Below are 22,851 nucleotides of genomic sequence, written 5' to 3' on the forward strand. Positions count from 1 at the left end.
CGAGAGGCCTATGCAGGAGGCGTGCCGTTGATGCCAAGCACATGGCCGGCGAGATAGAGCGAGCCGGTGATCAGGATCCGCGGCGGCACTTCATAAGCAAGCAACGACAAGGCGCGCAGCGCGGCCTCGATTCCGGGGGCGATCTCGACGCGCATGCCGAGGCTGCGCACGGCGTCAGCGAGGCGGTCGACCGGCATCGCGTTCTCGGTGTCCGGAATCGGCACCGCGATGATGTGACGGGTGAGGCCGGCGAAATTGGCGAGAAATGCTTGCGCGTCCTTGTTGGCCATCATGCCGGCGATCACGACCAGCGGCCGCGACACCCGCTCTTCGAGATCGCCAAGCGCAGCGGCCGCGACACGGCCGCCTTCGGCATTGTGGCCGCCGTCGAGCCAGATTTCCGACCCCTGCGGCCCCCAGCCGAGCAGCTCGCCCGAGGTGATGCGCTGCATCCGCGCCGGCCATTCGGCACCGACGATGCCGGCCTCGAATGCTGCTTGATTGACCTTGAAAGCGTCGATGGCCCGCAGCGTTGCGATCGCGAGCCCCGCATTGTCGAACTGGTGACGGCCGAACAGGCGCGGCGCCGTGAGATCCATCAGGCCGCGATCGTCGGAATAGACCAGTCGCCCATGCTCGACATTCACATGCCAGCTCTCACCCGCCGCAAACAACGGCGCGCGCATGCGCTTGGCCTGCGCCTCGATCACCGCCATCACTTCCGGCGTCTGCTCGGCGGAAATCGCGGGCACGCCGCGCTTGATGATCGTGGCCTTCTCGGCGGCGATCGACGTCAAGGTGTCGCCCAGGAAATCCATATGATCCATGCTGACCGGCGTGATCACGCAGGCCGCCGGCGTCTCGACCACGTTGGTCGAATCGAGCCGGCCGCCAAGGCCAACCTCGAGTAACACCGCATCGGCCGGATTCTGCGCGAACAGATGGAAGGCTGCGGCGGTCTTCAACTCGAAAATGGTCGCGGCCTCGCCAGCATTGACGCGCTCGACCTCTTCCAGGACCGCGCGCAACTCGTCATCGCCGACCAACACCCCGCCGCCGACGCGGCCGAGCCGAAAACATTCGTTGATGCGGACCAGATAGGGCGAGGTGTAGGCGTGGACGCGCAGGCCCGCGGCCTCCAGCGTCGCGCGCAGATAGGCCAGCGTCGAGCCCTTGCCATTGGTGCCGGCGATGTGGATCACCGGCGGCAGCTTGCGCTCGGGATGGCCGAGCCGTTCGAGCAGGCGGTGCATCCGCTCAAGCCCGAGATCGATGCGCTTCTGATGCAGGGCCGACAGCCGCCCGATCAGTTCACCGAGCGACGGCTTTGCATTGTCGGCGGAAGCGTTCACGCGTGTGGCGCGGCCGGCGCCACTTCGGGAGCCGATACGATCTGCGCCGGGCTCGTCACCGGCTGCGCCGATTTCGACGCAGTCTCCAGCGCCGGCGCTTTGGTCAGCAGACGGCAGAGTCGCGCCAGCGTCGGACGCAAATCATGGCGATGCACGACCATGTCGACCATGCCGTGTTCTTTCAGGTACTCGGCGCGCTGGAAACCTTCAGGCAGCTTTTCGCGGATGGTCTGCTCGATCACGCGCGCGCCGGCAAAGCCGATCAGCGCGCCGGGCTCGGCGATCTGCACGTCACCGAGCATCGCATAGGACGCGGTGACGCCGCCGGTGGTCGGGTTGGTCAGCACGACGATATAGGGCTGCTTGGCCTCGCGCAGCATTTGCACGCCGACCGTCGTGCGGGGCATCTGCATCAGGGACAAGATGCCTTCCTGCATGCGTGCACCACCTGAGGCGGCGAACACGATGAACGGCGATTTCTTCTCGACGGCGAGCTCGAGCCCGCGGACGAGGGCTTCGCCCGCGGCCATGCCGAGCGAGCCGCCCATGAAATCGAAATCCTGCACGGCGATGACGACGCCGGCGCCTTCGAGCTTGCCGTAGCCGACCTTGACCGCGTCGTTCAGATTGGTGCGCGCGCGCGCATCCTTGATGCGGTCGACGTATTTCTTCTCGTCGCGGAACTTGAGCGGATCGGGCGTGACGTCGGGCACCGCGACGTCGAACCAGGTCTCGTTGTCGAAGACCGACTTCAAGCGCGCCACCGCGCCCATGCGCATGTGGTAGTTCGAGCCGGGGATGACGAACTGGTTGGCCTCGACGTCCTTGTAGAACACGAGCTGCCCGGAATCCGGGCACTTGATCCACAGATTCTCCGGCGTCTCCCGCCGCAGCATGTTGCGGATCTTCGGCCGGACCACATTGGTAAGCCAGTTCATGGTTTGCTCCGATTAGCGATCCTGCTCACGGGCCGCTTGAAGGATATATGGCCGCCGGACCTTGCCCCGGCAAGCCGCCGTGTCGCCCGCCCTGAGAGCGGAATTATGGCCTATTCCGCCGCCGCGCGCGCCCCCTTGACGCCCTGGGCCAGAGACGCCGTCAGCTCGGCAACGGCGTTAACGGTTTTGCTCGTCGCCTGCCCTTCCGCATCGAGGCTGTTCTTGAGGGCATCGACCAGCGCGGTGCCGACTACGGCGCCATTGGCATGGGACGCGATGGCGCGGGCAGCCTCCGGCGTGCGGATGCCGAAGCCGACGCAAACCGGCAGTTTGGTGTGACGCTTGATGCGGGTCACCGCCTCGCTCACGGCCGTGGCGTCCGCGGCGGCAGCCCCGGTGATGCCGGTGATGGCGACGTAGTAGACGAAGCCCGAGGTGTTGGCGAGCACGGCCGGCAGGCGCTTGTCGTCGGTCGTCGGCGTCGCCAGGCGAATGAAGTTGAGGCCCGCCTTCATCGCGGGCAGGCAGAGCTCGTCGTCCTCTTCCGGCGGCAGGTCGACGATGATGAGGCCGTCGACGCCGGCGCTCTTTGCATCGACCAGGAACTTGTCGACGCCGTAGATGTAGATCGGATTGTAGTAGCCCATCAGCACGATCGGCGTCGCGTCGTCGTCCTTGCGGAAGCCGCGCACGAGCTCAAGCGTCTTCTTCAGCGTCATGCCGACCTTAAGCGCGCGGAGCCCGGCCGCCTGGATCGACGGACCGTCGGCCATCGGATCGGTGAAGGGCATGCCGAGTTCGATCACGTCGGCGCCCGCCTTCGGCAGCGCCTTGATGATCTCGAGCGATGTCGCCGGATCGGGATCGCCGGCCATCACGAAGGTGACGAAGGCCGAGCGGCCCTGCTTCGCGAGCTCGGCAAAACGTGTGTCGATACGCGTGGTCATGTTTTTGCGGTCGCCGTGCTATACCTCTCCCCTCCGGGGAGAGGTCGGCTGCGAAGCAGCCGGGTGAGGGGGATGGAGAGGTTCAAATCAAGAGCGCGAAGGCTTCGCGAGTCGCAGACGAGCGCCGAAGCAAAACTTTGGCAGGCGTTGCGCAACAGGCAGCTGGCCCGTTGGAAGTTTCGCCGCCAGCACCCGATCGACCGGTACGTCGTCGACTTCGTGACGATCGACGGAAAGCTCATCATTGAAGTTGACGGCGTAACGCATTCGAGCCCGGACGAGATCGAGCGCGATGAAGCCAGGACCAAAGTGCTTGAGGCCTGCGGTTTCCTGGTCCTTCGCGTCTCGAACACGGATGTGTACGAAAATCTTGAAGGTGTCCTCGAGCTCATCGAGACATCACTAAGGTTCGAGTGAGCGGAAAGACCCCTCACCCGGCTGCTTCGCAGCCGACCTCTCCCCGGCGGGGAGAGGTAAGGAGAGAGCGACCCCCGCCTCACTTGCTCTTGCCCTTCAGGATGTCGCCGACCTGCGGGACGTCCTTGTCGCCGCGGCCAGAGAGATTGACGACCATCAGGTGATCCTTGGGCCGTTTCGGCGCGAGCTCCATCACCTTGGCGATGGCGTGCGCAGGCTCGAGCGCGGGGATGATGCCTTCGAGGCGCGACAACAGCTGGAACGCCGCGAGCGCCTCGTCATCGGTCGCGGAGAGATAGTTCACGCGGCCGATCTCGTGCAGCCAGGAGTGCTCGGGGCCGATGCCGGGATAATCGAGGCCGGCCGAGATCGAATGCGCGTCCTGGATCTGGCCGTCCGCGTCCATCAACAGATAGGTACGGTTGCCATGGAGCACGCCGGGACGTCCGCCCGCGATCGACGCCGCGTGCAGTTGCGTCAGTCCGTGGCCTGCGGCCTCAACGCCGAAGATTTCAACAGTCGAATCATCGAGGAACGGATGGAACAGGCCCATCGCGTTCGATCCGCCGCCGATGCAGGCGACCAGCGAATCCGGCAAGCGGCCTTCGATTTCCTGCATCTGCGCCTTGGTCTCGTTTCCAATGATCGACTGGAAGTCGCGCACCAGCGTCGGATAGGGATGCGGGCCCGCCACCGTGCCGATGCAGTAGAAGGTGTTGTGCACGTTGGTGACCCAGTCGCGCAGCGCCTCGTTCATCGCATCCTTCAGCGTGCGCGTGCCCGACTGCACCGGGACCACCGTTGCACCCAGCATCTCCATGCGGATGACGTTGGGCTGCTGCCGCTCGACGTCGACGGCGCCCATATAGACCACGCATTCGAGACCGAAGCGCGCGCACAGCGTCGCGGTGGCGACACCGTGCTGGCCGGCGCCGGTCTCGGCGATGATGCGCTTCTTGCCCATGCGGCGCGCCAGCATGATCTGGCCGAGCACATTGTTCACCTTGTGCGAACCGGTGTGATTGAGCTCTTCGCGCTTGAGGTAGATCTTGGCGCCGCCGAGGTGCTCGGTCAGGCGCTCTGCGAAATAGAGCGGCGAGGGCCGGCCGACATAGTGCTTGAGATAGCCGTTCATCTCGGCCTGGAAGGCCGGGTCGGCCTTGGCCGCGGTGTACGCCTTTTCCAGATCGAGGATCAGCGGCATCAGCGTTTCGGCGACGAAGCGTCCGCCAAAGATGCCGAAATGGCCGCGCTCGTCGGGACCGCTGCGATAGGAATTTGGTTTGGCGATGTTCATCGGACGCTCAACTCTTGACTTGCATCTTGGCTTGCGCGCGCGGCGCGAATGAAGGCCTTGATCATCTCGGGATCCTTCACGCCGGGGGCGCTCTCGACCCCGGAGGAGACGTCGACGCCGCCGGCGCGGGTGAGGCGAACGGCTTCGGCGACGTTCCCTGCATGCAGGCCGCCGGAAACCATGTACGGTACTTTTAGCTCGAGGTTTTCGAGCAGATGCCAATCGAACGGCGCGCCGAGCCCGCCCGGCCGTGTGGCGTCCTTCGGCGGCCTCGCATCGAACAGGATACGGTCGGCGACCACGGCGTAGCCGGGCAGCACGGCGAGATCGGCGGCGATCTCGACCGGCAGCGCCTTCATGACCGGGCGGCCGAACTTCTGCTTGATGTCGCGCAGCCGCGCAACGCTCTCCTTGCCGTGGAGCTGAAACACGTCGGGCGACAGCGCATCCATGATGTTATCGAGCGTTGCGTCATCGGCATCGACCGTGAGAGCGACCTTCAAAGCACGCCGTTTCACCTGGCGGCCGAGATCGCGCCCCGCCTCCAGCGAGAGATGCCGGGGCGACGGCGGAAAGAACACGAACCCCACCAAGTCAGCACCGGCATCGAGCGCGACGTCGAGCGTCTCGCGCGTGGACAGGCCGCAGATTTTGACGAGCAGGGACATGGTCTCAAAGCAGGTAATGGCCGCAACTCCACGGCCGGAAAACAGGGTTTTCGGTTGCGGCCGCTTCTACAACGTCGCGCGCTGCTTGTCTCGCCCGACGGGGCCGTAAAGGCCTACCCCGGAGGGGGCTGGGAGGCGCTGCGGATCGGGCCGCGAGGCGGCCACAGAAGCCCGCAGATCGGCCAATTCGGCCCGCGCCGCACGGACGTCCGCTTCATGCCGGCGCGCTGCGCGCCGCCAGCGCCGTTGGCCGAACCACACGGCGCAACCGCCCGCCACGACACCCAGCGCGGCCACCAGGATCAGCAGCAGGAACAGCGGCAACGTGACCGACAACGACGGATCGTTCGCCATGAAGGGATCGAAGGAGACCGTGACGAAATGACGGTTGGCGACGGCAAAGATGACCAGGAGCAGGCCTAGCGGAATCACGACCAGCGCGGTCAGGAACTTTCGCATCTCGCTTCGCTCGCCTTGAATCAAGCCTGCGGCCGCGTCACACGGCCGCTCGGTTAAGCCCGAACGATGGCCTTAGTCGGGCGCGCCAGGATCCGGATGGTCGCGATTCAGCCGCTCACGCATTTCCTTGCCGGTCTTGAAGAACGGAACGCTCTTCTGATCGACAGGGACATGAGCGCCGGTGCGCGGATTGCGACCGGCGCGCGCGGGGCGGTGCTTTACCGAGAAAGCGCCGAAGCCGCGCAGCTCGACGCGGTCTCCGCGCGCGAGTGCCGCTACGATCTCCTCGAGAATCGCATTCACAATGTTCTCGACATCCCGCTGGTAAAGATGCGGGTTGTGCTCGGCGATACGCTGAACAAGTTCGGATTTGATCATCGAGAGATAGGACCCGGGAGCGTGCGGATGACCATTTCCGTGAAAATGCCTTGATCTGTCAAGACGCTAAATGAAGGTTGAGCGTCGTGAAAATGCGTGACAAATGCCGAAAAAGCGGGCTGCCCCGCCACCCGCCAGACGGGAAAAAACTCCGAAACTCGCTTGGTTCCGGTCAGTTTCGGTCAATTCGACGCAGCCGGCTGCCACAACGCCAGCATTCCATCCATCCCGAAGCGATCGACCGCCTGCGCGACGCCGGTTTGCCCGATCTGATGCGCAATCGAGCCTAAACCAAGCGCTTCCAGCGTGACGGCGGCGGCGGTCTTGAGGAACGGCAGGTCGCCAAAGCGGGGCTCGAGCTTGTAATCGCGCACGGTGAGGCCCTTCTTGACGCCCTTCTGCTCCTCGAGCCAGGTCACGGCCGTCTTCTCGTCGCCGAGCTGGTCGATCAGCTTGAGGTCGATCGCCTGGCGCCCGGTGAAGACGCGGCCATCGGCAACTTTTTCGAGCTGCGTGTCATCCATGCCACGGCGCTGCTTCACCAGATCCTTGAACCAGGCATAGGAATCCTTCACCAGCGCATCGAGCGCGGCGCGCGCTTCGGGGCTGGTCGGCTCAAAACCGTTGGGCGCAGCCTTCAGCGGCGAGGACTTCACCTCCTCGACTTTGACGCCGACGGTCTTCAACAGCTCGGTGACGTTGGGAAACTGGAACAGCACGCCGATCGAGCCGACCAGCGAACTCTGCTGGGCGATGATGTGATCGCTCGCGATCGCGGTGATGTAGCCGCCGGAAGCGGCAAGACCCTCGACCACGACGACGACCGGCTTCTTCGCCTTCAGGCGCGTCAGCGAGTCGTAGAGCTGCTCGGAGCCGGCGGTGGTGCCGCCCGGCGAGTTGATGTGGATGATGACGGCGGCCGCCTGCGAATTCTCGAGCCGCTCCAGCGCCTGCGTACGCTCGGAATCGCTGCGGATCAGGCCGTCGATCTGCACGCGGGCGATCGAGCTGGCGGAGACGAAGGAGCCGCGCGCGCCGGGCGTTGCGATCAGCGCAAAGCCCGCAATCGCAGCAATTGCGATCAGCGCGGCCATGACGCGCCAGAAAGTCAGCTTGCGGCGGATCCTGCGGCGATCGACGATGATGTCCGAATCGAGCGACATCGGAATATCTCCAGGTGAGAGGCCAAGCGCGTTGTGCCGTCACAATGTGACCATTGGCTTGTCTGGATACATCAATTGCGGCGCAATTAGAAGAAAACAAGACCTGTCGCGGCGTAAGGCAAGGGGTCGCCACGCACGCACGTGTCGTCCCGGCGAAGGCCGGGACCTATAACCAAAGGGCGTCGTCGTTTGGTGAAGTGGTAACTCCAAGTCTTCGCCGAACACAATCCTGTGGTTATGGGTCCCGGATCTGCGCTCCGCTTCGCTGCGCTTGTCCGGGACGACGATAGCAACAAAAAAGCCCCGGCTCGCGCCGGGGCTTTGATGCTTGCGAAACGAGTGTTTCGCTTACTTGTTGTCGCCGCGGTTCTTGAGCGCGGTGCCGAGGATGTCGCCGAGCGTCGCCCCCGAATCGGAGGAGCCGTACTGCGCGATGGCTTCCTTCTCTTCGGCGACTTCGAGCGCCTTGATCGACACCTGGACCTTGCGGGCCTTCTTGTCGAACTGGATCACGCGGGCATCGACCTTCTCGCCGACAGCGAAGCGTTCGGCGCGCTGGTCGTTGCGGTCACGCGCGAGCTCCGAGCGCTTGATGAAGGTCGAGAAGTCGGTACCGGCGATCTTCACCTCGATGCCGCTCTCCTTCACTTCGAGCACTTCGCAGGTCACGACCGCACCCTTCTTGACATCGCCCGGCTCGGCGAAGGGGTCGCCTTCGAGCTGCTTGATGCCGAGCGAGATACGCTCCTTCTCGACGTCCACATCGAGCACCACGGCTTTCACCACGTCGCCCTTCTTGTAGTTGTCGATCACCTGCTCGCCCGGAAGCTTCCAGTCGAGGTCGGAGAGATGGACCATGCCGTCGACGTCGCCCTCGAGGCCCAGGAACAGACCGAACTCGGTCTTGTTCTTGACCTCGCCCTCGACCACCGAACCGGTCGGATGACCTTCGACGAAGACCTCCCAGGGGTTGCGCATGGTCTGCTTGAGGCCGAGCGAGATGCGGCGCTTGACGGAATCGACTTCCAGCACCTGCACTTCGACTTCCTGCGAGGTCGACACGATCTTGCCGGGGTGCATGTTCTTCTTGGTCCACGACATCTCGGAGACGTGGATCAGACCTTCGATGCCCGGCTCGAGCTCGACGAACGCGCCGTAGTCGGTGATGTTGGTGACACGGCCGGTGAAGCGCGCACCCAGCGGGTACTTGGCTTCGATGCCCTGCCACGGATCATCCAGCAGCTGCTTCATGCCCAGCGAGATGCGGTGCGTCTCGTGGTTGATCTTGATGATCTTGACCTTCACGGTCTGGCCGATCGAGAGCACCTCGGTCGGGTGGTTGACGCGGCGCCACGCGATGTCGGTGACGTGCAGCAGGCCATCGATGCCGCCGAGGTCAACGAACGCACCGTAATCGGTGATGTTCTTGACCACGCCGTCGATGACCTGACCCTCTTCGAGGTTCTGCACCAGCTCCTGACGCTGCTCGGCGCGGGTCTCTTCCAGAACCGTGCGGCGGGAGACGACGATGTTGCCGCGGCGGCGGTCCATCTTGAGGATCTGGAACGGCTGCGCGTTGTTCATCAGCGGCGCGACGTCGCGGATCGGACGGATGTCGACCTGCGAGCGCGGCAGGAAGGCCACGGCGCCGTCGAGGTCGACGGTGAAGCCGCCCTTGACCTGGTTGAAGATGACGCCAGTAACCTTCTCGTTGTTCTGGAACGCCTTCTCGAGCTTGCCCCAGCTCTCTTCGCGGCGCGCCTTGTCGCGCGACAGCACGGCCTCGCCGAGGGCGTTTTCGATGCGATCGAGGAATACTTCCACCTCGTCGCCGACCTTGATCTCGCTCTCGCGGCCGGGGCCGGAAAATTCGCGCAGGGCGACGCGGCCCTCGGTCTTCAGGCCGACGTCGATGACGGCCATGTCCTTTTCAATTGCAACCACCTTGCCCTTGACGACGGAGCTCTCCTGCAGGTTGCCACCTGCGAAGGACTCGTCGAGCATCGCGGCGAAATCATCGCGCGAGGGGCTATAGGTATCAGCGGAAATCGAAGCCATTTGTTCTCCAGTTGCGGATGTCTTGCCGGCCGTTGGGTTCATGGGCGTATCGGGCGCGCAGTGTCGGAAGGTCCACAAAACCTTCGAGCGACCGCTCGTTGCTCCGGCTTGGCACCAGAACAGCGGAAGCGGGCCGGCTGAGGCCCGCGCGTTCGATACGTGGAAATCTTTGTCCGGAGCCTTGATCGCACCGGTCCCAAAACGAAGGACCGAGGGTATCGACCTCAAAGAGCGGGAGCGGGCGCTTCCTCCAATGACGGCCGCGGCTTAACCCCGCGGACGGCCCGCTCGGACGGCCTCGATAATGTCGATGGCGGCCCGGACGCCGCCTTCTATATCCAGTTGGGAGTTATCTAGCAAGTAAGCATCCGGGGCCGGTTTCAGGGGCGCAATCGGGCGGTTTTTGTCCCGTTCGTCGCGCTGGATGATGTCGGCGAGCACGGCCGCCTCGTCCGCCTCCTCGCCCCGCGCCTTGGCCTCCATGGTGCGGCGGCGGGCTCGGACCTTGGGATCGGCCACGACAAAAATCTTCACGTCGGCATGGGGACAGATCACGGTTCCAATGTCCCGGCCGTCCAGCACCGCCCCTGGCGGATCGGCGGCGAATTGCCGCTGGAAATTGACCAGGGCCTCGCGAACCCTGGGGATCGCCGAGACGATCGAGGCACCCTCGCCGACCTTCTGCGTCTTCAGGGCGGAATTGCCGAACTTTTCGGGATCGAGTTCCAGCGCCGCCGCCACCGCCGCCGCTTCGTCACGGAGATCATGGCCGGACTGCATCAAGGCGTAGGCCACCGCGCGATAGATCACGCCGGTATCGAGGTGACGGTAGCCGTAATGATGGGCGAGGCGCTTGCCGAGCGTCCCCTTGCCCGAGGCCGCAGGTCCATCGATGGCGATAATCATGAAAACTCGGCCCCGAGCGAACGCATCATCGGAATGAAGTCCGGAAAGCTGGTGGCGATGAAGGCGGTGTCGTCGACGGTCACGGGCTGGTCGGACGCACAGCCCATGACCAGGGCGGACATCGCGATGCGATGGTCCATGTGGGTGGCGACGAGGCCGCCGCCGGGGACATGGCCACGGCCCTCGACGATCAGATCGTCGCCGGAGACCTCGACCTTCACGCCGTTGACGCGCAGCATGTCCGCGGTGGCTTCTAAGCGGTCGGATTCCTTGACGCGCAGCTCCTGCAGGCCGCGCATGATGGTCGTGCCTTCGGCGAAGGCGGCCGCGACCGCCAGTACCAGATATTCATCGATCATCGAGGGCGCGCGCTCCGGCGGCACCTCGACACCGCGCAGTTTTGACGCGCGCACGCGCAGCTGCGCCATCGGCTCGCCGGCATCGCCGCGGGCTTCGCGCTCCTCGATCGAAGCGCCCATTTCACGGAGTGTCGTGAACAAGCCGGTCCGCAGCGGATTGGTCATGACGTCGGACAGGACGACATCGGAACCTTCGACGATCAGGGCCGCGACAACCGGAAATGCCGCCGAAGAGGGATCGGCGGGCACAACGACGGTGGCCCCGTGCAATTCCGGTTGGCCGACGAGCGTGATGCGACGGCCATGCGCACCTTCGACCGCCGAGATGATGTCGGCGCCAAAATGCTTCAGCATCAATTCCGTATGGTCACGGCTGGCCTCGCTCTCGATGACCGTCGTGCTGCCCGGCGCGGCGAGGCCCGCCAGCAGCACCGCCGATTTGATCTGGGCCGAGGCGACCGGGGTCTTGTAGGTGATCGGCAGCGGATCGCGCGCGCCCTGGACGGTCAGCGGCAGACGGCCGCCCTCCCCGCCGGAAACGACCTTGGCACCCATCTTTTCGAGCGGATCCAGGATCCGGCGCATCGGACGGGTACGCAGCGAGGCATCGCCGTCGAACACCGCCGAAATCGGACAGCCGGCGACGGCTCCCATGACCAGCCGGCACCCGGTCCCGGAATTGCCGAAATCCAGCGGCGCCTTGGGCTCCGCAAACCCGCCCACCCCGACACCGCGCACGGACCAGGCGAAATCCCCGGTGCGCTCCACGGTTGCGCCCAGCGCCTGCATGGATTTGGCGGTGTTGAGGACGTCCTCGCCCTCGAGCAGGCCCGAAATCCGGGTCTCGCCGACAGCAAGCGCGCCCAGGATGAGGGCGCGGTGGGAGATCGACTTGTCCCCGGGCACCCGTACTTTCCCGGTCAGGGGGCCGCTGGCACGAGACTGGAGCGGCCTCGGTTGGTCGGAATGGGTCAAGATCGTGTCCTTGGATGCTCCCCGGCCATCCCTGCGGGGCTCGCGGGGCAGGTACCACATGGCCTCCCCGTCGTCACGGGCATGTCTTTCTCCCGTAATGCGCTATTGACAGCGGGCCGCCAACTAGCCAAGTGAAGCACCGCTTTTCAGACATTCCCAGGATTCCTCTGCCGTGGCCAAGTCCGAACTCGGAACCAAACGCATTTGCCCAACTACGGGCAAGAAGTTCTACGACCTCAACAAGAATCCGGTGATCTCGCCGTATACCGGCGAGGTGGTGCCGATTGCACCTGTGGCACCCGCGCGCGCGACCCGCGGCGCGGAACCTCGGCACGCACCTGTGGCCGACGCCGCGCCGGAGCCGGCGGAGGTCGAGGAGGTCTCGCTCGAGGAGGCCGACGCCGAGGAGAACACCGGCAAGGTCAAGGCCGTCGTGCCCGAATCCGAGGACGACATCGAGGTCGACGAGACCCTCGATGACGACGATGACGATGATTCGACCTTCATTGCCGACGAAGAAGAGGGCGATGAGGACGTCACGGACATCATTGGTGATGTCGGTGGTGATGAAGAGACTTGAGATCAGCCCTGATCTGTGAAAAAGGGTGCACCGCGCGAGTCACCAGGCTCGCCGGTCGGGAGTGATCCACAGGATCATCCCATTTAAGGACTACGGGGCCATAGCTCAGCTGGGAGAGCGCTTGCATGGCATGCAAGAGGTCGGCGGTTCGATCCCGCCTGGCTCCACCAGCCTTCGCGAAGCGAAGGCTGGTGCGCCGAAGCCCGCAGGGCGAAGGCGGGCTTTGGCGAACTCCCCTACTCCCCGATTACCGCATTGAGCCGGTCGCGCAGCGCGACGATCTCGTCCTTCATCGCCACCAGCTCCGACACCGAGCAGTCCGACGCCGCCAGGATCGACTGCGGCACGGCGCGCGCCTTTTCTTTCAGCGCGTGGCCCTGGGACGTCAGCGCGATCAGCACCTGCCGTTCGTCCTCGCTCGAGCGCGTGCGCCTGACCAAATGGGCGGCCTCGAGCCGCTTGAGCAGCGGCGTCAGCGTGCCCGAATCCAGAAACAGCTTTTCGCCGATGTCCTTGAGCGGCACGTCGTCGCGCTCCCACAACACCAGCATCACCAGATATTGCGGATAGGTCAGGCCGAGCCGGTCGAGCAGCGGCTTGTAGACGCGGTTGAAGGCGTGCGCGGCGGAATAGACCGCAAAGCAGATTTGATTGTCGAGCCGCTGCGGATCCAGCGCGGATTGTTTTCGAGCCATGTTCGATCCCGTGAGATTCGTCTTGTCATTCTGGGCCCTGGCAGCCGCCTATTCAATTGCGAACAATTAAATGTGAGGCATGCGAATTTCAATTGCGCGCAATCTAATTGTCTGCGATATAAGCGCACCCCAACCGAGAACCCGAGGAGACGAAAATGTCCGTGAACGTCCTCTACAAGACCAGTGCAAAAGCCACCGGCGGCCGTGACGGCCATGCCGCAACCCTCGACGGCGCGCTCGACGTCAAGCTCACCACGCCGAAGGAGCTCGGCGGCGGAGGCGGCGCCGGCAACAATCCCGAACAGCTGTTTGCGGCCGGCTATGCCGCCTGCTTCATCGGCGCGATGAAGTTCGTGGCGTCGCAGGGCGGCCCCAAGGTCCCGGCTGACGCCTCGGTCACCTCGACCGTCGGCATCGGCCCGCGCTCGGCCGGCGGGTTCGGCCTCGACATCGATCTCGCCGTCTCGCTGCCGGGCCTTCCCCGCGCGGAAGCCGAGGCGCTGGTCGAGAAGGCTCACCAGGTGTGCCCCTATTCCAACGCCACCCGCGGCAATGTCGACGTCCGCCTGACGGTCGTCTGATCGTAGATGCGGATTGGCTGGTCCGAGATCCCCCTCGGGCCGGCCACTTCCGTTGATTTGCCACGCCGCGGGATTGCGGCAACCGGCCTGCATGACGCTCTACGCAGGAAGCCATTGCTGGCTCAAACGAACCTCGCTAGGCCTGTGATCAACATCGACACAGGGGAAGCGAAGGCATGACTGAAGCCGCCGATTCTGGAGCTGCAACAGGCGCAATGAGCGGACTGCGCGTCATCGATCTCACGCGCGTGCTCGGCGGTCCCTATTGCACGCAGATTCTCGCCGACCATGGCGCCGACGTGATCAAGGTCGAGCCGCCAGCCGGCGACGAGGTGCGCGACTGGGGTCCTCCCTTCCACGAGGAAGACGCGGCCTATTTCGTCGGCATCAATCGCAACAAGCGCTCGATCGGTCTCGACCTCGCCTCCGAGGGCGGCCGTGTCGTGCTGCTCAAGATGCTGGAGACCGCCGACGTCCTGATCGAGAATTTCAAGCCGGGCACGCTGGAGAAGTGGGGCATCGGCAACGACGTGCTGAGCAAGAAATTCCCGCGCCTCGTACATTGCCGGATCTGCGGCTTCGGCGCCGACGGTCCGCGTGGCGGCAATCCCGGCTACGACGCCATCATCCAGGCCATGACCGGCATGATCGCGGCGACCGGCTCGCCCGAGAGCGGGCCGATGCGGATCGGCGTGCCGCTCGTCGACATCACCACCGGCCTCTATGCGGCGATCGGCATTTTGATGGCGTTGTCGGAGCGGCAGCGCTCCGGCCAGGGCCAGTTCCTGGAGACCACGCTGTACGAGACCGGCCTCGCCATTATGCATCCGCACACCGCGAATTATTTCATGCATGGCAAGCCGCCGGGGCTGACCGGCAACGAGCACCCCAATCTCGTGCCGTATGCGATCTTCCCGACCAAGACCGACAACATCTTCATCGGCGTCGGCAATGACGGCACCTTCCGCAAGCTTGCGAAAGAGATCGGCAAGCCCGAGCTCGGCACCGACCCGCGCTTTGCCCGCAACAAGGACCGCATCGCCAACCGCGACGCGTTGCGGACAGAGCTTGCCGCGGTGTTCAGCCAGCACGAGGCCGAGCCGCTGTGCGATCGCCTGCTCGCCGCGGGCCTGCCCGCAGGCCCCGTGCAGAAGATCGACCAGGCCCTGACCAATCCGCACACCATCGCGCGCGGCGATGTCATCGAGAAGGATTGGTACAAGGGCGTGGCGTCGCCGATCCGGCTCGATCGCAGCAAGCCGAGCCTGCGCCGCCTGCCGCCGAAATTCAGCCAGCACTCTGCCGAGGTGCTGGGCGAGTTCGGCTACTCCCAGGCTGAGATCGACGCGATGGTCGAGAAGGGCACGGTCTGCGGGCCCGAGCGCAAGCGCTAGAGCTTCACGGCGGTGCGCTCCCTCTCCCGCCTGCGGGAGAGGGGTGGGGAGAGGGTGTCTCCGCAGTGAGACTCCCCAGGAGGATAGAACCCTCACCCGGCGCTACGCCATCGCCGAGGCTTCGCCTCGGCGTCTCTTAGGATACGGCCGCCGAAGGCGGCCTATGCCTCTCCCCGCAAGCGGGAGAGGTTTTCGAACCCGCGGCCTGATCGTCAGCCCCACGCAATCCGCGATGCCGCACTGCGGCGCGGGCGCGAGTGTGCACCGCGAACGGATGAGGCTGCCCCGCTTCGCGTTCGCCTATTTGATGGCTTCCCTTTGCCAGCGCTTGCCGCTTTCGTTTCGGCCGCTTACACAGTCATGTGAACGTCATATGGCGCTGCTAGCGCAAGCGATCTTTTTGACGGCCAAGGGAGGTTTACTTGATGGCTCTTCGACACTTTGGAGCGGCTGCCGCATTTGCAGTCACGATCGGCATGGGCGTCTCGCCGGCCATGGCCGTGACTGAGATCCAGTGGTGGCACGCGATGACCGGCGCCAACAACGACGTCATCGTCAAGCTCGCCAACGACTTCAACGCGGCGCAGAGCGACTACAAAGTCATCCCGACCTACAAGGGCAATTACGCCGACACGATGAATGCCGGCATCGCCGCGTTCCGCGCCGGCAACGCCCCGCACATCATGCAGGTGTTCGAAGTCGGCACCGCGACGATGATGGCCGCGACCGGCGCCGTCAAACCGGTCTACAAGCTGATGGCCGAGACCGGCGAGAAGTTCGACCCGAAGGCCTATCTGCCCGCGATCACCGGCTACTACTCGACCTCGAAGGGCGAGATGCTGTCCTTCCCCTTCAACTCGTCGTCGACCGTGATGTGGGTGAACCTCGACGAGCTCAAGAAGGCCAATGTCGAGATCCCGAAGACCTGGCCCGAAACGTTCGAGGCCGCCAAGAAGCTCCACGCCAACGGACACCCCACCTGCGGCTTCTCGGGCTCCTGGGTGACCTGGGTCAATCTCGAGCAGCTGTCCGCCTGGCACAACGTGCCGCTCGCCAGCAAGGCCAACGGTCTCGACGGCTTCGACACCAAGCTGGAGTTCAACGGACCGCTGCAGGTCAAGCACCTCGAAAACCTGGTCGAGCTCCAGAAGGACAAGACCTACGATTATGCCGGCCGCACCAACACCGGCGAAGGCCGCTTCACCTCGGGCGAGTGCGCGATCTACCTGACGTCGTCGGCCTTCTTCGGCAACGTCAAGGCGCAGGCCAAGTTCAACTTCACCGCCGCGCCGATGCCCTATTATTCCGACGTCAAGGGCGCGCCGCAGAACTCGATCATCGGCGGCGCCTCGCTCTGGGTCATGGGCGGCAAGTCGGCCGACGAATACAAGGGCGTCGCGAAATTCCTGACCTTCCTCTCGGACACCGATCGCCAGGTCTATATCCACAAGGCGTCCGGCTATCTGCCGATCACCAAGGCGGCCTACGCCAAGGCGAAGGAAGAGGGTTTCTACAAGGATCAGCCCTATCTCGAGACCCCGCTGATCGAGCTGACCAACAAGGAGCCGACCGACAATTCGCGCGGTCTGCGCCTCGGCAACATGGTTCAGCTCCGCGACGTCTGGTCGGAAGAGATCGAGCAGGCGCTGGCCGGCAAGAAGACCGCCAAGCAGGCGCTGGATACGGCTGTCGAGCGCGGCAACACGATGCTGCGTCAGTTCGAAAAGACCGCTGTGAAGTGAGGCGATGAGCGGCAGGCCGCGATCCGGCCTGCCGCTCACCCGACATCATGCAAAAGCAAGCCATTTTCCAATCCAGACTATTGCCCTATGCGCTGGTTGCGCCGCAGCTCGCGATCGTCCTGATTTTCTTTTATTGGCCGGCCTTGCAGGCGGTGATCCAATCGTTCCTGCTCCAGGACGCCTTCGGTCTCTCAACGAGCTTCGTCTGGTTCGATAATTACATCGATCTGTTCAAAGACCCTGCCTATTTCGAAGCGATCGTCCGGACCTTCTTCTTCTCGTTCGCGATCGCCGTCTCGTCGCTGTCTTTCGCGCTGCTGCTCGCCGTGATGGCCGACAAGCCGCTGCGCGGCTCGATGCTCTACCGCACGCTCTTGATCTGGCCCTATGCGGTCGCACCGCCTGTCGTCGGCGTGCTCTGGATCTTCATGCTGCATCCCTCGCTCGGTGTGCTCGCGCGTTACTTGCGCGCCGCCGGCATCGACTGGAATCCGCTGCTCGACGGCAACCAGGCGGCTGCGCTGATCATCCTCGCCGCCGCCTGGAAGCAGATATCCTATAATTTCCTGTTCTTCCTCGCCGGCCTGCAAGCCATCCCCAGAAGCGTGTTCGAGGCCGCCGCGATCGACGGTGCGCGCCCGATGCGGCGGTTCTGGACCGTGACCTTCCCGCTGTTGTCGCCGACCATCTTTTTCCTGCTGGTCGTCAACATCGTCTACGCCTTCTTCGACACCTTCGGCATTATCGACACCATGACCCGCGGCGGGCCCGGCACGTCGACGGTGACCCTGGTCTACAAGGTCTATTCCGACGGCCTGCTCGGCGGCAATCTCGGCAGCTCCGCGGCGCAATCGGTGATCCTGATGGTCATGGTCATCGTGCTGACGGGAATCCAGTTCCGCTTCGTCGAACGCAAGGTGACCTACTGATGGTCGAAGACGAGGGCTTTCGACGCTACGTCGCCCACTTCATCCTCTGGATCGGGATCGCGATCGTGGCGTTTCCCGTCTACATCGCGATCGTCGCCTCGACCCAGGACAACGCGCTGATCGCCAACGGACAGATGTCGCTGTTGCCGGGCGGTCATTTCTTCGAGGTCTACTACCAGACCATCTTCGTCGGCACGAGCGGCTCGACCCGCGAGCCCGTCGGCAACATGATGTTGAACTCGCTGGTGATGGCGCTGTTGATCGCCGTCGGCAAGATCGCGATCTCGATCATCTCGGCCTATGGGATCGTCTATTTCCGCTTTCCGTTCCGGATGCCGATCTTCTGGATCATCTTCATCACCTTGATGCTGCCGGTCGAGGTCCGCATCTATCCGACCTACAAGATCGTCGCCGATCTGCACATGCTCGACAGCTATGCCGGCTTGTCGCTGCCGCTGATCGCCTCGGCCACCGCGACGCTGCTGTTCCGGCAGTTCTTCATGACCGTGCCGGATGAGCTGCTGGAAGCCTCGCGCATCGACGGCGCCGGTCCCTTGCGCTTCTTCTGGGATACGCTGCTGCCGCTGTCGCGCACCAACATGGCGGCGCTGTTCGTGATCCTCTTCATCCTCGGCTGGAATCAATATCTGTGGCCGCTGCTCATCACCACCCGCGACGACATGCAGACGATCCAGGTCGGCATCCGCAAGATGATCACCACCACCGACGCGCTGACCGAATGGCCGGTCGTGATGGCGACCGCCGTGCTGGCGATGCTGCCGCCGGTGTTCGTGGTCATCGCCATGCAGAAATTGTTCGTGCGCGGCCTGGTCGAGACCGAGAAGTAGGTTTTTGGAAGTGAGTTTTCATGGCTAACGTCACCCTGCGCAACGTCCGCAAGACCTATCCCGGCGGCTTCGAAGCCATCAAGGGCGTCAACGTCGATGTCGCCGACGGACAGTTCTGCGTGCTGGTCGGCCCCTCCGGCTGCGGCAAGTCGACGCTGCTCCGCATGGTCGCAGGCCTGGAGACCGTCTCCGGCGGCGAGATCGACATCGGCGGCCGTGTCGTCAACCAGGTCGAGCCCGCCGATCGCGACATCGCGATGGTGTTCCAGAACTACGCGCTCTATCCGCATATGAGCGTCTTCAACAACATGGCCTACGGCCTGCGCAACCGCGGCATGGCGGAGGCCGAGGTCAAGACCCGCGTCGACGAAGCCGCGCGCGTGCTCGAGCTCACGCCGATGCTGGAGCGCAAGCCGCGCCAGCTCTCCGGCGGCCAGCGCCAGCGCGTCGCCATGGGCCGCGCCATCGTGCGCCAGCCAAAGGTATTTTTGTTCGACGAGCCGCTCTCCAATCTCGATGCAAAACTGCGCATCGCGATGCGGGTCGAGATCCGCAAACTGCAGCGCCGGCTGAACACGACATCGATCTACGTCACGCACGACCAGCTTGAGGCGATGACGCTCGCCGACATTCTCGTGGTGATGAACGGCGGCCAGGTCGAGCAGGTCGGCAATCCCCTCGCGATCTACGAAAAGCCGGCAACGACCTTTGTCGCCTCCTTCATCGGCGCGCCGCCGATGAATCTGATGTCGACACGCGCCGATGAAATCAAATCGCAGCTCGGCGGCGGCACGACTGACGCCGGCATCCTCGGCATCCGCCCGGAGGATTTTGTGATCACCGACCAGACCCCGGCCGGCGGTGTCGCATTGCCGCTCACCGTGGAAGCGATCGAGCGCGTCGGCGCCGAGACCTTCATCTACGGCGCTCGCAAGCAGGACGAGCAGCGCATCGCCGCCAATCCCGGTGAGTTGGCGCCGGGTGAGGTCATCGTCCGCATCCCGGGAACCGAGGCCCCGGCCATCGGTGAGAAGATCCGCGTCGCAGCGGTACGTAACAAGCTGCATCTGTTCAGCGGCGACGGGCGGACGCGGATCGAGGCCTGAGGTTCCAGGGCCGGTTCGACAAAAAACGCGAAAACAACCCCATGCACAGTAGCCGGGGATCTGTTTTCATTGGGATAAATCGCCCGCAATTCGTCATGCCCGGGCTTGCCCCGGGCATCCACGTCTTAAGGCCGCGAGAAAGGTCGTGGATGGCCGGGAGAAGCCCGGCCATGACGATCTGCAAGCATTTGTGCGACTGTAGAGTGGGTGGGGCGGCCGGAATGGCCATCCACAGCCCCCCCCCGGCTACGTCCTTGAACCCACACGGGGATATGACCATATTACTGACCAAGGGGCGCCGTTCTGGGCCCTGAAATGCCAAAGTCGCTTCGAGAGGACTTTGTAAACTATGTCTCGTGTTCCCACGCTTTCCAGCCCGTTCCTTCTGGGCTTCGACGAGATTGAGCGCGTGCTCGATCGCGTCGTCAAAGGCGCCGACGGTTACCCTCCTTACAATATCGAGAGGTGCGACCGATCGGACGGCCAGCCCGAGCGCCTACGCATCACGCTGGCGGTCGCCGGATTCACCCGCGACCAACTCGATGTAACCATTGAGGAAAACCAGCTCGTGATCCGCGGGCGGCAGCAGGACGACAAGACCCGGCAATATATTCATCGCGGCATCGCCGCGCGCCACTTCCAGCGCACCTTCGTGCTGGCGGAGGGGATGCTGGTGCTGGGTGCGGATCTGAAGAACGGATTGCTGGCGATCGATCTTGCCCGGCCAGAACCGGAGAGGATCGTTAAGACAATCGCTATCAATGAGCACGAATAATGGAACGAGTAGCGGACTCGACCGCTTAGTTTCGAGAGAGGAGTCGAGACCATGAGTGAAGGTCACGTTGCGTTCGAATACGAAGCCAAGAACGTCTCACCCGAGACGCTGGCAACCCTCGGCGAAGGTCATATCGCCTATGTGAAGCAGATCCGCTCCGAGGATGTGCCGGGCCTGTTTCCCGAAGCGCCGACAATTGCGCCGGGCCTCAAGCTTTTCGCGCTCCACGCCGCCGACGGCACGCCGATCATGCTGACCGACAGCCGCGAAGCCGCGGTCGCCAACGCTTGGAGCAACGAGCTGCAAGCCGTCAGCGTGCACTGAGCACGCGCGCGTCGCACGAATGGAGTTTCAAGCGGGCATGCCTTCGCACGAAGGCGTGCCCGTTTTGCTTTTGCAGTCGAATTCGGATACTCTAAATTCTGGTTGATCCGACTAGAAAGAGCAACATGACGGCCAAGCGTCCCTCTTCGAAGAAGGGCTCCCAGTCCGGGCGATGGAGCCTTCAGGATGCGAAGACTCACCTGAGCCAGATTGTCAGAGAGGCCCAACGCATCGGACCGCAGCGGGTCACTCTGCATGGGAAAGACGCTGCGGTTATTATCGCCGCAGAGGAGTTCGACCGCCTCCAGCGGCCCGTGAGCGGTCGCGACATCGTTACAGTCCTTGCCAAATCCCCGTTGGGCGACGTGGAGTTTGAACGCCTGACGATCAAGTCCAAGGTTCGGGACGTCGAGCTTTGAGGGGATGGCTGCTCGATACCAATGTGGTCTCGGAGCTGCGCAGGCCTAAACCTAACCACGATGTTGTAAATTTTGTTGCCGGCCAAAGCGGCGACGACCTCTATGTCACGGAGATCACGTTCGCTGAAATCGTCTATGGTATCGAACAACTGTCCGACCCTGCCAGGCGCGCAGATCTTCAATCGTGGCTGGACAACATGCTTCGACCGCTGTTCGCGGGTAGGGCTCTTGCCATCACCGAAGATGTCGTCGTGCGGTGGAAAACGATGATCGTCGAGGGCCGCAAGCGCCGCCACACGTTCGGGCAGCCAGACTTGTTCATCGCGGCCATCGCCTCCCTACAGGATCTGATCGTTGTTACACGCGATATCGACGAATTCGTCGAAGCACGCGTGCCGGTCTTTGATCCGTGGACGCGCAAGTTCTACCGTCACGGCAACGAGACGCTCATGCGGCCGCCCGTGACGCTCGAAGCAATCTCTAAACTATAGCGGAAACGGTCGCTTTGCGCCGCGGTCGCGGGCGGCAGTGCCGCTCCACGCCGCCGACGGGACGCCGATCATGCTGACCGACAGCCGCGAAGACGCGGTCGCCAACGCCTGGAGCAACGAGTTGCAAGCGGTGAGCGTGCACTGACCACGCGCGCGTCGTACGAATAGACTTTCAAGCGGGCATGCCTTTGTGCGAGGGCGTGCCCGTTTTTATTCTGAGAGATGAAGTTTCCGCGTCGTCATTGCGAGCGTAGGGCAACAGCGAGTCTGGTGTCCCGGACAAGCTGCAACGCGCAAACGTTGGAGCGTAGAGCCGGGACCCAGTGCCACACGCGGCATAGGCCCCGGCTCAGCAGCGCGCCGCTGAAAAAGCGCTGCGCTGCGTCCGGAGCGAGAGAGGGGAGATGCACGCTCAAAGTCGCATTGCGAGCGTAGCGAAGCAATGACGATCAGGCCGCGGTCGCGGGCGGCAGCGCCAGCACCGAATAGATCGCCTGGGCGTCGCGCGAGGCGCGGAGCTTCTTGGCGATGTCCTGGTCGCGCAGCAGGCGGGCGATGCGCGCCAAGGCCTTGAGGTGGTCGGCGCCGGCGCCTTCCGGCGCCAGCAGCAAGAACACGAGATCGACCGGCTGGCCGTCCATCGCCTCGAAATCGATCGGGCGATCGAGACGAGCAAACAGACCAAAAATCTTTTCCAGCTTGGGCAGCTTGCCGTGGGGAATGGCGACGCCGTAACCGACCGCGGTGGTGCCGAGCTTTTCCCGTTGCAGCAGCACCTCGAAGACCGCGCGCTCGTTCTGGCCGGTCAGCTCGGCGGCCTTGGCCGCGAGCTCCTGGAGCGCCTGCTTCTTGCTGTTGACCTTCAATGCCGGGAGAATCGCCTCGGGTGCGACCAGATCGGTAATCGGCATGGAAGGTTTCCGAGGTGAATTAAACCGTCAGGTTCCGAATTGGCCTACTCGGTCAAACCGAGCCAGGCCGGCGTCAAGAAGGTGAAGCAGGAGGTGGACTTAGCCCCGATCCTGATGTGGGGCGCTTCTACTCCAACGC

At 63.8% G+C, this 22,851-nt stretch carries 25 protein-coding genes, 1 tRNA gene and 1 pseudogene; 14 read left to right on the top strand and 13 right to left on the bottom strand.

Annotation, left to right across the window (positions count from 1 at the left end; genetic code table 11):
- Window positions 1–8: 8 nt before the first annotated feature.
- The 3 genes from ABIB73_RS13220 to trpA form a co-directional block, all read right to left on the bottom strand.
- Complete coding sequence (locus ABIB73_RS13220) at window positions 9–1,352, bottom strand: bifunctional folylpolyglutamate synthase/dihydrofolate synthase (protein ID WP_354224696.1); 1,344 nt, start codon at window positions 1,350–1,352, stop codon at window positions 9–11.
- Complete coding sequence (gene accD, locus ABIB73_RS13225; RefSeq protein WP_354224698.1) at window positions 1,349–2,290, bottom strand: acetyl-CoA carboxylase, carboxyltransferase subunit beta; 942 nt, start codon at window positions 2,288–2,290, stop codon at window positions 1,349–1,351. Before accD ends, ABIB73_RS13220 begins: the two co-directional genes overlap by 4 nt.
- Before the next feature lie 110 nt (window positions 2,291–2,400).
- Window positions 2,401–3,237 carry a tryptophan synthase subunit alpha gene (gene trpA / locus ABIB73_RS13230; RefSeq protein ID WP_354224699.1) on the bottom strand — a complete coding sequence of 279 codons (837 nt, stop codon included), beginning with the start codon at window positions 3,235–3,237 and terminating at the stop codon, window positions 2,401–2,403.
- Between the two features lie 72 nt (window positions 3,238–3,309).
- Here trpA and ABIB73_RS13235 point away from each other — a divergent pair, with 72 nt between their 5' ends.
- The gene (locus ABIB73_RS13235) at window positions 3,310–3,654 is read left to right on the top strand and encodes an endonuclease domain-containing protein (RefSeq protein WP_354224701.1); all 345 of its coding nucleotides are present in this window, start codon (window positions 3,310–3,312) and stop codon (window positions 3,652–3,654) included.
- Between the two features lie 79 nt (window positions 3,655–3,733).
- Here the strand turns inward: ABIB73_RS13235 and trpB are convergent, their stop codons facing one another.
- From trpB to aroA, 8 genes are all read right to left on the bottom strand, one after another.
- On the bottom strand, window positions 3,734–4,951 hold the full coding sequence (gene trpB, locus ABIB73_RS13240) for a tryptophan synthase subunit beta (RefSeq protein WP_354224703.1): 1,218 nt from the start codon (window positions 4,949–4,951) through the stop codon (window positions 3,734–3,736).
- Entirely contained in the window at window positions 4,948–5,619 is a 672-nt protein-coding gene (locus tag ABIB73_RS13245; RefSeq protein WP_354224705.1) for a phosphoribosylanthranilate isomerase, read from the bottom strand. Before ABIB73_RS13245 ends, trpB begins: the two co-directional genes overlap by 4 nt.
- Window positions 5,620–5,685: 66 nt before the next feature.
- Window positions 5,686–6,078 (bottom strand): lipopolysaccharide assembly protein LapA domain-containing protein, encoded by a 393-nt coding sequence (locus ABIB73_RS13250; RefSeq protein WP_354224707.1) that lies wholly within the window; start codon window positions 6,076–6,078, stop codon window positions 5,686–5,688.
- A gap of 72 nt (window positions 6,079–6,150) precedes the next feature.
- Window positions 6,151–6,456, bottom strand: a complete 306-nt coding sequence (locus ABIB73_RS13255) for an integration host factor subunit beta (protein WP_007598410.1) — start codon at window positions 6,454–6,456, stop codon at window positions 6,151–6,153.
- Between the two features lie 182 nt (window positions 6,457–6,638).
- A complete protein-coding gene (gene sppA / locus ABIB73_RS13260) occupies window positions 6,639–7,619 on the bottom strand; it encodes a signal peptide peptidase SppA (RefSeq protein WP_354224709.1) in 981 nt (326 codons plus the stop codon).
- A gap of 348 nt (window positions 7,620–7,967) precedes the next feature.
- On the bottom strand, window positions 7,968–9,677 hold the full coding sequence (gene rpsA, locus ABIB73_RS13265; RefSeq protein WP_354224711.1) for a 30S ribosomal protein S1: 1,710 nt from the start codon (window positions 9,675–9,677) through the stop codon (window positions 7,968–7,970).
- A 267-nt stretch (window positions 9,678–9,944) separates the two neighbouring features.
- The gene (gene cmk / locus ABIB73_RS13270; RefSeq protein WP_354224713.1) at window positions 9,945–10,583 is read right to left on the bottom strand and encodes a (d)CMP kinase; all 639 of its coding nucleotides are present in this window, start codon (window positions 10,581–10,583) and stop codon (window positions 9,945–9,947) included.
- Entirely contained in the window at window positions 10,580–11,977 is a 1,398-nt protein-coding gene (gene aroA, locus ABIB73_RS13275) for a 3-phosphoshikimate 1-carboxyvinyltransferase (protein ID WP_502918428.1), read from the bottom strand. The genes cmk and aroA overlap by 4 nt, the downstream gene beginning before the upstream one ends.
- Window positions 11,978–12,089: 112 nt before the next feature.
- Between aroA and ABIB73_RS13280 the strand changes: the two genes are divergently transcribed.
- Both ABIB73_RS13280 and ABIB73_RS13285 read left to right on the top strand, forming a co-directional pair.
- The gene (locus tag ABIB73_RS13280) at window positions 12,090–12,497 is read left to right on the top strand and encodes a TIGR02300 family protein (protein ID WP_354224717.1); all 408 of its coding nucleotides are present in this window, start codon (window positions 12,090–12,092) and stop codon (window positions 12,495–12,497) included.
- A gap of 94 nt (window positions 12,498–12,591) precedes the next feature.
- Window positions 12,592–12,667, top strand: a tRNA-Ala gene (locus ABIB73_RS13285).
- A 66-nt stretch (window positions 12,668–12,733) separates the two neighbouring features.
- On the opposite strand, the gene ABIB73_RS13290 is transcribed toward ABIB73_RS13285, so the two are convergent.
- A complete protein-coding gene (locus tag ABIB73_RS13290) occupies window positions 12,734–13,192 on the bottom strand; it encodes a MarR family winged helix-turn-helix transcriptional regulator (protein ID WP_354224719.1) in 459 nt (152 codons plus the stop codon).
- Between the two features lie 155 nt (window positions 13,193–13,347).
- Here ABIB73_RS13290 and ABIB73_RS13295 point away from each other — a divergent pair, with 155 nt between their 5' ends.
- From ABIB73_RS13295 to ABIB73_RS13345, 11 genes and pseudogenes are all read left to right on the top strand, one after another.
- Complete coding sequence (locus tag ABIB73_RS13295) at window positions 13,348–13,773, top strand: organic hydroperoxide resistance protein (protein ID WP_354224721.1); 426 nt, start codon at window positions 13,348–13,350, stop codon at window positions 13,771–13,773.
- A gap of 176 nt (window positions 13,774–13,949) precedes the next feature.
- Window positions 13,950–15,167: a CaiB/BaiF CoA transferase family protein gene (locus ABIB73_RS13300; protein ID WP_354224722.1), complete on the top strand. Its 1,218-nt coding sequence runs from the start codon at window positions 13,950–13,952 to the stop codon at window positions 15,165–15,167.
- A gap of 425 nt (window positions 15,168–15,592) precedes the next feature.
- On the top strand, window positions 15,593–16,909 hold the full coding sequence (gene ugpB, locus ABIB73_RS13305; RefSeq protein WP_354224724.1) for a sn-glycerol-3-phosphate ABC transporter substrate-binding protein UgpB: 1,317 nt from the start codon (window positions 15,593–15,595) through the stop codon (window positions 16,907–16,909).
- Between the two features lie 47 nt (window positions 16,910–16,956).
- On the top strand, window positions 16,957–17,838 hold the full coding sequence (gene ugpA, locus ABIB73_RS13310; RefSeq protein ID WP_354224726.1) for a sn-glycerol-3-phosphate ABC transporter permease UgpA: 882 nt from the start codon (window positions 16,957–16,959) through the stop codon (window positions 17,836–17,838).
- The gene (ugpE, locus tag ABIB73_RS13315) at window positions 17,838–18,686 is read left to right on the top strand and encodes a sn-glycerol-3-phosphate ABC transporter permease UgpE (RefSeq protein WP_354224728.1); all 849 of its coding nucleotides are present in this window, start codon (window positions 17,838–17,840) and stop codon (window positions 18,684–18,686) included. The genes ugpA and ugpE overlap by 1 nt, the downstream gene beginning before the upstream one ends.
- 20 nt (window positions 18,687–18,706) lie before the next feature.
- A complete protein-coding gene (locus ABIB73_RS13320) occupies window positions 18,707–19,792 on the top strand; it encodes a sn-glycerol-3-phosphate import ATP-binding protein UgpC (protein WP_354224730.1) in 1,086 nt (361 codons plus the stop codon).
- 349 nt (window positions 19,793–20,141) lie between these two features.
- Window positions 20,142–20,567 carry an Hsp20 family protein gene (locus tag ABIB73_RS13325; protein WP_045004840.1) on the top strand — a complete coding sequence of 142 codons (426 nt, stop codon included), beginning with the start codon at window positions 20,142–20,144 and terminating at the stop codon, window positions 20,565–20,567.
- A 51-nt stretch (window positions 20,568–20,618) separates the two neighbouring features.
- Complete coding sequence (locus ABIB73_RS13330; protein WP_354224732.1) at window positions 20,619–20,891, top strand: BQ00720 family protein; 273 nt, start codon at window positions 20,619–20,621, stop codon at window positions 20,889–20,891.
- Between the two features lie 125 nt (window positions 20,892–21,016).
- Window positions 21,017–21,310, top strand: a complete 294-nt coding sequence (locus tag ABIB73_RS13335; RefSeq protein ID WP_354224734.1) for a type II toxin-antitoxin system Phd/YefM family antitoxin — start codon at window positions 21,017–21,019, stop codon at window positions 21,308–21,310.
- A complete protein-coding gene (locus ABIB73_RS13340) occupies window positions 21,307–21,801 on the top strand; it encodes a type II toxin-antitoxin system VapC family toxin (protein WP_354224736.1) in 495 nt (164 codons plus the stop codon). Before ABIB73_RS13335 ends, ABIB73_RS13340 begins: the two co-directional genes overlap by 4 nt.
- A 43-nt stretch (window positions 21,802–21,844) precedes the next feature.
- Window positions 21,845–21,946, top strand: a pseudogene (locus ABIB73_RS13345) (DUF1150 family protein); the annotation flags it as partial.
- Between the two features lie 304 nt (window positions 21,947–22,250).
- Here the strand turns inward: ABIB73_RS13345 and ptsN are convergent.
- Entirely contained in the window at window positions 22,251–22,712 is a 462-nt protein-coding gene (gene ptsN, locus ABIB73_RS13350) for a PTS IIA-like nitrogen regulatory protein PtsN (RefSeq protein WP_063681444.1), read from the bottom strand.
- Window positions 22,713–22,851 lie beyond the last annotated feature (139 nt).

It is taken from the genome of Bradyrhizobium sp. F1.4.3 (genome assembly GCF_040548375.1).
Lineage (GTDB): Bacteria > Pseudomonadota > Alphaproteobacteria > Rhizobiales > Xanthobacteraceae > Bradyrhizobium.

Bases quoted from the DNA above. Each gene is read 5' to 3' on its own strand.
- accD (WP_354224698.1), bottom strand. From the start codon at position 2,290: ATGAACTGGCTTACCAATGTGGTCCGGCCGAAGATCCGCAACATGCTG.
- trpA (WP_354224699.1), bottom strand. From the start codon at position 3,237: ATGACCACGCGTATCGACACACGTTTTGCCGAGCTCGCGAAGCAGGGC.
- ABIB73_RS13235 (WP_354224701.1), top strand. From the start codon at position 3,310: ATGGAGAGGTTCAAATCAAGAGCGCGAAGGCTTCGCGAGTCGCAGACG.
- trpB (WP_354224703.1), bottom strand. From the start codon at position 4,951: ATGAACATCGCCAAACCAAATTCCTATCGCAGCGGTCCCGACGAGCGC.
- ABIB73_RS13245 (WP_354224705.1), bottom strand. From the start codon at position 5,619: ATGTCCCTGCTCGTCAAAATCTGCGGCCTGTCCACGCGCGAGACGCTC.
- ABIB73_RS13250 (WP_354224707.1), bottom strand. From the start codon at position 6,078: ATGCGAAAGTTCCTGACCGCGCTGGTCGTGATTCCGCTAGGCCTGCTC.
- ABIB73_RS13255 (WP_007598410.1), bottom strand. From the start codon at position 6,456: ATGATCAAATCCGAACTTGTTCAGCGTATCGCCGAGCACAACCCGCAT.
- sppA (WP_354224709.1), bottom strand. From the start codon at position 7,619: ATGTCGCTCGATTCGGACATCATCGTCGATCGCCGCAGGATCCGCCGC.
- rpsA (WP_354224711.1), bottom strand. From the start codon at position 9,677: ATGGCTTCGATTTCCGCTGATACCTATAGCCCCTCGCGCGATGATTTC.
- cmk (WP_354224713.1), bottom strand. From the start codon at position 10,583: ATGATTATCGCCATCGATGGACCTGCGGCCTCGGGCAAGGGGACGCTC.
- aroA (WP_502918428.1), bottom strand. From the start codon at position 11,977: ATGTGGTACCTGCCCCGCGAGCCCCGCAGGGATGGCCGGGGAGCATCC.
- ABIB73_RS13290 (WP_354224719.1), bottom strand. From the start codon at position 13,192: ATGGCTCGAAAACAATCCGCGCTGGATCCGCAGCGGCTCGACAATCAA.
- ABIB73_RS13295 (WP_354224721.1), top strand. From the start codon at position 13,348: ATGTCCGTGAACGTCCTCTACAAGACCAGTGCAAAAGCCACCGGCGGC.
- ABIB73_RS13300 (WP_354224722.1), top strand. From the start codon at position 13,950: ATGACTGAAGCCGCCGATTCTGGAGCTGCAACAGGCGCAATGAGCGGA.
- ugpB (WP_354224724.1), top strand. From the start codon at position 15,593: ATGGCTCTTCGACACTTTGGAGCGGCTGCCGCATTTGCAGTCACGATC.
- ugpA (WP_354224726.1), top strand. From the start codon at position 16,957: ATGCAAAAGCAAGCCATTTTCCAATCCAGACTATTGCCCTATGCGCTG.
- ugpE (WP_354224728.1), top strand. From the start codon at position 17,838: ATGGTCGAAGACGAGGGCTTTCGACGCTACGTCGCCCACTTCATCCTC.
- ABIB73_RS13320 (WP_354224730.1), top strand. From the start codon at position 18,707: ATGGCTAACGTCACCCTGCGCAACGTCCGCAAGACCTATCCCGGCGGC.
- ABIB73_RS13325 (WP_045004840.1), top strand. From the start codon at position 20,142: ATGTCTCGTGTTCCCACGCTTTCCAGCCCGTTCCTTCTGGGCTTCGAC.
- ABIB73_RS13330 (WP_354224732.1), top strand. From the start codon at position 20,619: ATGAGTGAAGGTCACGTTGCGTTCGAATACGAAGCCAAGAACGTCTCA.
- ABIB73_RS13335 (WP_354224734.1), top strand. From the start codon at position 21,017: ATGACGGCCAAGCGTCCCTCTTCGAAGAAGGGCTCCCAGTCCGGGCGA.
- ptsN (WP_063681444.1), bottom strand. From the start codon at position 22,712: ATGCCGATTACCGATCTGGTCGCACCCGAGGCGATTCTCCCGGCATTG.